General features: G+C 71.6%; 5 protein-coding genes and 4 pseudogenes. 8 read left to right on the top strand and 1 reads right to left on the bottom strand.

Annotated features, from left to right (window positions below; genetic code table 11):
- Positions 1 to 233 (top strand): annotated as a pseudogene (locus tag KPL57_RS54475) (MarR family transcriptional regulator); the annotation flags it as partial.
- 9 nt (positions 234 to 242) lie between these two features.
- Positions 243 to 1,645: pseudogene (lpdA, locus tag KPL57_RS54470) on the top strand (dihydrolipoyl dehydrogenase).
- A gap of 61 nt (positions 1,646 to 1,706) precedes the next feature.
- Here lpdA and KPL57_RS54465 read toward each other — a convergent pair.
- Positions 1,707 to 2,624, bottom strand: coding sequence for an NUDIX domain-containing protein (locus KPL57_RS54465; RefSeq protein WP_226358180.1), 918 nt, complete (start codon positions 2,622 to 2,624; stop codon positions 1,707 to 1,709).
- A gap of 108 nt (positions 2,625 to 2,732) precedes the next feature.
- On the opposite strand from KPL57_RS54465, the pseudogene dop reads away from it, so the two are divergent.
- From dop to KPL57_RS54440, 6 genes and pseudogenes are all read left to right on the top strand, one after another.
- Positions 2,733 to 4,239: pseudogene (dop, locus tag KPL57_RS54460) on the top strand (depupylase/deamidase Dop).
- Positions 4,240 to 4,357: 118 nt separating this feature from the next.
- On the top strand, positions 4,358 to 4,555 hold the full coding sequence (locus tag KPL57_RS54455; protein ID WP_020626587.1) for a ubiquitin-like protein Pup: 198 nt from the start codon (positions 4,358 to 4,360) through the stop codon (positions 4,553 to 4,555).
- A 165-nt stretch (positions 4,556 to 4,720) separates the two neighbouring features.
- Entirely contained in the window at positions 4,721 to 5,608 is an 888-nt protein-coding gene (prcB, locus tag KPL57_RS54450; RefSeq protein WP_226358175.1) for a proteasome subunit beta, read from the top strand.
- Between the two features lie 40 nt (positions 5,609 to 5,648).
- Positions 5,649 to 6,462: pseudogene (gene prcA / locus KPL57_RS54445) on the top strand (proteasome subunit alpha).
- 202 nt (positions 6,463 to 6,664) lie between these two features.
- On the top strand, positions 6,665 to 6,787 hold the full coding sequence (locus KPL57_RS68235; RefSeq protein ID WP_264199780.1) for a hypothetical protein: 123 nt from the start codon (positions 6,665 to 6,667) through the stop codon (positions 6,785 to 6,787).
- On the top strand, positions 6,784 to 7,059 hold the full coding sequence (locus KPL57_RS54440) for a hypothetical protein (protein WP_226358179.1): 276 nt from the start codon (positions 6,784 to 6,786) through the stop codon (positions 7,057 to 7,059). The genes KPL57_RS68235 and KPL57_RS54440 overlap by 4 nt, the downstream gene beginning before the upstream one ends.
- Positions 7,060 to 7,249 lie beyond the last annotated feature (190 nt).

The following is a 7,249-nucleotide window of genomic DNA, read 5'->3' as shown; positions in this document are numbered from 1 at the left end:
GGCGTGGCCAGCTGGCCCACCTGACCGACCGCGGCTTCGAGGTCCTGGCCGGCGCCGCACCGGACCACGTCGAGAGCGTCCGCGAGGCGGTGTTCGACGGCCTGACCCCTGCTCAGCAGGCCGGGCTGCGCGAGGCCTGCGAGGCCGTCGTCGCCCACCTGTCCGGTGGCGGGGAGTGGCCGGTGACCCGGGACTCGGGACCGGACGGCCCGAGCCCGGCTCAGGCGTCCTAGGCTGGGCACATGCCTCATTTCGACGTCGTCGTACTCGGAGCCGGACCCGGTGGATACGTGGCGGCCATCCGTGCCGCCCAGCTCGGCCGCAGTGTGGCGGTGATCGAGGAGAAGTACTGGGGCGGTGTCTGTCTCAACGTGGGCTGCATCCCGTCCAAGGCGCTGCTGCGCAACGCCGAGATCGCCCACATCGTCACCAAGGAGCAGAAGACCTTCGGCCTGTCCGGTGAGGTGTCGCTCGACTTCGGCGCCGCCTTCGACCGCAGCCGTTCGGTCGCGGACGGGCGCGTCAAGGGCGTGCACTTCCTGATGAAGAAGAACAAGATCACCGAGTTCGACGGGTTCGGCCGGTTCACCAAGCCGGGCGAGATCGAGGTCGAGCTGTCGAAGGGCGGCAACGAGACCGTCACCTACGACGACGTGATCATCGCGGCGGGCTCGACGGTCAAGCTGCTGCCGGGCACCGAGCTGTCCGAGCGGGTCGTCACCTACGAGGAGCAGATCCTCACCCGTGAGCTGCCGGAGAGCGTGATCATCGCCGGCGCCGGTGCGATCGGCGTCGAGTTCGCGTTCGTGCTGGCCAACTACGGCGTCGACGTCACCATCGTGGAGTACCTGGACCGGCTGCTCCCGCTCGAGGACGCGGACGTGTCCAAGGAGCTGGCCAAGGCCTACAAGAAGCTCGGCGTCACGGTGCGGACCTCCACCAAGGTCGAGTCCATCACCGACGACGGCAAGGGCGTCACCGTCTCGGTGTCCTCCTCCAAGGGCAGCGAGGAGCTGCGCGCGGACAAGGTCGTGCAGGCCATCGGCTTCGCGCCCGGGTCGACGGCTACGGCCTGGACAAGCTCGGCGTGAACCTCACCGAGCGCGGCGCGATCGAGATCGACGACTACATGCGCACCAGCGTGGAGCACGTCTACGCGATCGGTGACGTCACCGCGAAGCTCATGCTCGCCCACGTCGCCGAGGCGCAGGGCATCGTCGCCGCCGAGACCCTGGCGGGCGCCGAGACCCAGGAGCTGAACTACAAGATGATGCCGCGCGCGACCTTCTGCAACCCGCAGGTCGCGTCGTTCGGCTACACCGAGGCCGAGGCCCGGCAGCTGGCCGACGAGAAGGGCTGGAAGGTCAACACCGCGACCTTCCCGTTCACCGCGAACGGCAAGGCGCACGGCCTGGCCGAGCCCGCAGGCTTCGTGAAGCTGATCGCCGACGACACCTACGGCGAGCTGCTCGGCGGGCACATCATCGGCGCCGAGGCGACCGAGCTGCTGCCCGAGCTGACCCTGGCCCAGAAGTGGGACCTGACCGTCCACGAGATGGCGCGCAACGTGCACGCGCACCCGACCCTGTCGGAGTGCCTGCAGGAGGCGATCCACGGCCTGGCCGGCCACATGATCAACTTCTGACGACGGCCGCGACGGGCCCGCATCCCCACCCCGGGGTGCGGGCCCGTCGGCGTACCGGGGGTCAGGACCTGCGGGCGTCCGGCTCGCGCCGGGCCGTGTGCTCGCGACGCGTGGTCGAGCTCGCGGCGACGCGCTGCTCGTGCCGCTCGGCGGCCAGTGCCGCCTCCACCGCGGCCTGCACGGCGGCGGTGTTGACATCGGGATCGATCAGCCTGGCGGCGGCGAGGGATCGGGCCGAGACCGAGATGCTGACCATGGTGGCTCCTGGAACTGTCGCGTGGTGGGTGTGGTGGTCCGTCGGGGAGGCCTCACGCTGGGCCCTTCCCGGGGTGGCGTCGCGCGACCCGCTCGGCATGGACCGATTCAGGTACCGGTGTGGGTGACATATGTTACCCATTGGTAAACGCGCTGGCCCGAGGACTTTAACGGACGAGATCTGCCAGGAGGAGGCGGGTGACGTAGAGGCCGTCGGGGACCCAGGGCCGGTCCGGGTGCCGACCCGGGCCACCAGCTCGTCGAGGGTCCACCAGCCGCCCTCGGCCACCTCCGAGGGCTGGTGGGTCACCGGGCCGTCGGAGAAGGCGCGGTAGACGTGCACGTGGGCCCGCAGCCCGTCCGGGCCGGTGCCGGGCCCGGTGTCGACGCCCAGCGCGGCGGCGTCGAAGGGGACCACGGCGAGCTTCTCCAGCGGCACGCCGGTGACGCCGAGCTCCTCGCCCAGCTCGCGGGCGGCGCCGTCGTCGGGCGTCTCGCCCTCGTCGAGGACCCCGCCGGCCAGGCAGTCCCACATCCCGGCCATGACCAGCTTGGTGTCGGTGCGCCGGTGCACGTAGGCCCGCGTGCCGTCGGCGGAGCGGAGCAGGACCGCGGTCGTGGCGTGCCACAGCGAGCGGGCGTAGACCTCGCCGCGCTCGGCGACGCCGGTGGGCCTGCCCTCGGCGTCGAAGACGGTCAGGCGCTCACGTGCGGGATCGGTCACGCCACGATGATCCCGCCGGGCCGCGGTGCACCCGGACCGGGGCGGGGACGGTTAGTCTCGTGCAATGCACTCTCGCGCAGGGGGCCGGTCGTGACGGCCCGCCGGATCATGGGCACCGAGGTGGAGTACGGCATCGCCGTGCCGGGTGACCCCACCGCGAACCCCGTCGTCACCTCGACGCAGGTGGTGCTCGCCTACGCCGCCGCGGCGGACGTGCCCCGCAACCGCCGGGCGCGCTGGGACTACGAGGTGGAGTCGCCGCTGCGCGACGCCCGGGGGTTCGACCTGTCGGCACCGTCGCTGGCGCCGCAGCTCGACACCGACCTCGACGACCTCGCGCGGCGAACGTCATCCTCACCAACGGCGCCCGGTTCTACGTCGACCACGCCCACCCGGAGTACTCCACGCCCGAGGTCCTGTCCCCGCGCGACATCGTGACCTGGGACAAGGCCGGCGAGCGGATCATGCTGGAGGCGGCGAACCGCGCGGCCACCGTGCCGGGCGCGCCGCGGATGCAGCTCTACAAGAACAACGTCGACGGCAAGGGCGCCAGCTACGGCTCCCACGAGAACTACCTGATGGCCCGCACGACGACGTTCCCGTCGATCGTCACCGGCCTCACCCCGTTCTTCGTGACCCGCCAGGTCGTCTGCGGCGCCGGCCGGGTCGGCCTCGGCCAGCAGGGCGACGAGGCCGGCTACCAGATCGCCCAACGCTCGGACTACGTCGAGGTCGAGGTCGGCCTGGAGACCACGCTCAAGCGCGGCATCATCAACACCCGCGACGAGCCGCACGCCGATGCCGACAAGTACCGCCGCCTGCACGTCATCATCGGCGACGCGAACCTGTCCGAGATCGCGACGCTGCTCAAGGTCGGCACCACCGCCTGGTCCTCGACATGATCGAGAAGGGGCGCTCGTTCGAGGACCTGCGCCTGGCCGAGCCGGTGAAGTCGGTCTCGCGGATCAGCCACGACCCGACGCTGCAGCGGACCGTCCCGCTGGCCGACGGCCGTCACCTCACCGCACTGCAGATCCAGCAGGAGTACCTGGCCCGCGCGGTCGAGCACCTGGAGCAGACGGTCTCCCCGCGCCGCGAGGAGTGGGACCCCGACACCCGCGAGGTCGTCGAGGAGTGGGAATCGGTGCTGGTCGACCTGGAGCGCGACCCGATGCTGACCGCCGACCGGCTCGACTGGACGGCCAAGCTCAAGCTGCTCGAGGCCTACCGCGAGCGCGACGGCCTGACCTGGGCGTCGGGCCGGCTCGGGATGGTCGACCTGCAGTACTCCGACGTCCGGCTGGCGAAGGGCCTCTACAACCGGCTGGTCACCCGAGGGTCGATGCGCCGGCTGGTCACCGAGGAGCAGGTCGCCGCGGCGATGACCGAGCCGCCCGAGGACACCCGGGCCTACTTCCGTGGCACCTGCATGGGCCGGTTCCCGGTCGAGGTCGCCGCCGCGTCGTGGGACTCGGTGATCTTCGACCTGGGGCGTGAGTCCCTGGTCCGGATCCCGACGCTGGAGCCGCTGCGCGGAACCCGCAAGCACGTGGGGGAGCTGTTCGAGGCGGTGTCGACGGCCGAGGAGCTGGTCGACAAGCTCACCGCCTCCTGAGCCGTCCCGCCGGGAAGCGGATCACACGCCGCCGCGCAACAGGCGATTTTGTCGCCCCCGGTGGGTAGGGTGAGCAGGCAGGCAATTCTCTGCGAGGAGATCTGCAAGGAGGAGCGTCATGTCCCAGGAGCAGACCAAGCGCCAGGGTGGCGGCGACGGAGACGACGAGTCCGGCGAGAACGCGTCCGGATCCGGCCAGGAGCGCCGCGAGAAGCTCGGTGAGGACGTCGACACCATCCTCGACGAGATCGACGACGTGCTGGAGGAGAACGCGGAGGACTTCGTGCGGTCCTACGTGCAGAAGGGCGGTGAGTGAGCTCCACGGGGCCATTCACCGTGCCGCACCCCGGCACCAGCAGTACCGTCCCGGCCGGGTCCGCACCTGCGGGCCCGGCCGTGCCGGAAGGGCCGCCGACCCCCGCCGACGTGGGGGAGCGGCACCCCCGGCGCACGCAGTTCGAACGAAAGGCACGTCCGAGAGATGGAGTTCCGGCCGTCGGTCACCTCCGGGCTGGTGCCCGGGCACCACACGGGTCAGCTCGGCACCTTCCTGACCGGGTCGCAGTCGTTCTCCGACTTCGTCGGCGGCGCGGCCCCGCACCTGCTCCCCGGCGCGGGCCTGGACCGGACAGCCGGTCCCGGCACCTCCGCCGACGCCCTGGGCGTCCCGCACGGCACCACGATCGTCGCGCTGCTGTTCTCCGGCGGCGTCGTGATCGCCGGTGACCGGCGCGCGACCGCGGGCAACGTGATCGCCCAGCGCGACATCGAGAAGGTGTTCGTCACCGACACCCACTCCGCCGTCGGCATCGCCGGCTCCGCGGGGATCGCGCTGGAGATGGTCCGGATGTTCTCGGTGGAACTCGAGCAGTACGAGAAGCTCGAGGGCGTCCCGCTCTCGCTGGACGGCAAGGCCAACAAGCTCGCCGGGATGGTCCGCCAGAACCTGGGCGCGGCGATGCAGGGCTTCGTCGTCGTCCCGCTGTTCGCGGGCTACGACACCCACGCCGCCGACCCGGCCCAGGCCGGCCGGATCGTCACCTTCGACCCCACCGGCGGGCGGTACGACGAGAACCTCGGCTTCCATGCCGTGGGATCGGGCTCGGTGTTCGCCAAGTCCTCGCTGAAGAAGCTGCACGACCCGGCCGCGGGCCTCGACGGCGCGGTGCGCACCGCGATCGAGGCGCTCTACGACGCCGCGGACGACGACACCGCCACCGGCGGGCCGGACACGGTGCGGCGCATCTACCCGGTGGTCGTCGGCATCACCGCCGAGGGCGCCGTGCGCCGCGACGAGGCCGAGATCGCCGCCGTCGTCGACCAGGTGATCGCCGGGCGCCGGGAGCGCCCGGGCGGACCGTCCCGCTGACCCCCTCCCCGCACGAAGCACGAGCCTGGAGCGCCTCCCCATGACGATGCCGTTCTACTCCTCCGTCGACCAGCTGCTGCGCGACCGTTCCGAGCTGGCCCGCAAGGGCATCTCGCGTGGCCGCAGCGTGGTCGTGCTGACCTACGCCGGTGGCGTGCTGTTCGTCGCGGAGAACCGGTCGACGGCCCTGCACAAGGTCTCCGAGATCTACGACAAGATCGGCTTCGCCGCGGTCGGCCGGTACAACGAGTTCGAGAACCTGCGCACCGGCGGGATCCGGATGGCCGACTTCCGCGGGTTCACCTACGACCGGCGCGACGTGACCGGCCGGATGCTGGCCAACGCCTATGCCCAGGCGCTGGGCACGGCGTTCGTCGAGCAGCAGAAGCCGTTCGAGGTGGAGCTGTGCGTCGCCGAGGTGGGCGTCGAGGCCTCCGGGGACCAGCTGTACCGGATCACCTACGACGGCTCGATCACCGACGAGCCGCGGTTCGTCGTCATGGGCGGGCAGACCGAGCCGATCTCGCAGAAGCTCTCCGAGACCTACGCGCACGGCCTGGAGCTGGGCGCGGCGATCGAGGTCGCGCTCGGCGGGCTGCAGGTGCCGGGGCGGACCCGGCGTCGGCCGGCAACGGCGCGAACGCGCAGCCGCGGGTCCTGGGCGCCGAGGCGCTCGAGGTCGCGGTGCTCGACCGGACCCGCCCGCGGCGGACCTTCCGTCGTCTCGAGGGGCGGCGCTGGCGGACCTGCTGCCGGCCGCGAACCGCGGCACCGAGGAGCCGGAGCCCGACGTGGCGGGCGGGGACGACAGCCCGGCCGCCGGCGGGGCGCTGGGTGGGGACGGGGCGTCCTGACCCGCTTCTCCGCGACCACCGCGTCCGAGGCCGTCGTCCACGGCCTCGGTGACGACGTCTGGCGCGTCCTGACCGACCCCGCCGTGCTGCCGACGTTTGACGCCGCTGCTCAACCGGATCGAGGCCGACCCCGCGCGGGACGCCGCCGTCGACGGCTACGAGCTGTGGCGCTGGCACATGGTGCGGAATCGCGGTGCTCGGGGTGGGCATCAAGCCGGTGTTCACCGAGCGGATGACCTTCGTCGAGGGCAAACGGATCGAGTTCACCCACGCACCGCCCGCCGGAGCCACCAGTGGGCGGGGGCGGAGGGCTACTACGCGTTGAGCGACGCCGAGCCGGAACCGGACGGCACGCCCGCGACACATCTGGAGATCTCGCTGACCGTCGACGTCGACATGCCGCTGTCGCGGCTCGCCGCGCCGGTGGTGACCCGCACGATGAAGGCGACGATGGACGTGACCGGGGGACCGGTTCGGAGCGAACCTGCTGCGTCGCCTGGGTGGGGCCCCGCGAGCGCTAGTCCTGTCGGGGTGGTCGACCAGCACCACCACCCGCCGTGCGGTGCCTCCGGCCCGTGGAACCCGTGGCATGATTGAGCCATCAACCAAATGGGGGAACCGGATGAGCGAGATCATCTTCGGCATGGACACCTTCGGGACGTCCCGGTGGGCGACGACGGCACGCTGCTGTCGCACCCGCAGGCCAATCCGCCAGGTCGTCGACGAGTTGGTGCTCGCCGACGGGGTGGGCGTCGACGTCGTCGCGCTGGGGGAGCACCACCGCCCC

The organism is Pseudonocardia sp. ICBG601 (assembly GCF_020496245.1).
This window is presented reverse-complemented; position numbering and strand designations above follow the sequence as displayed.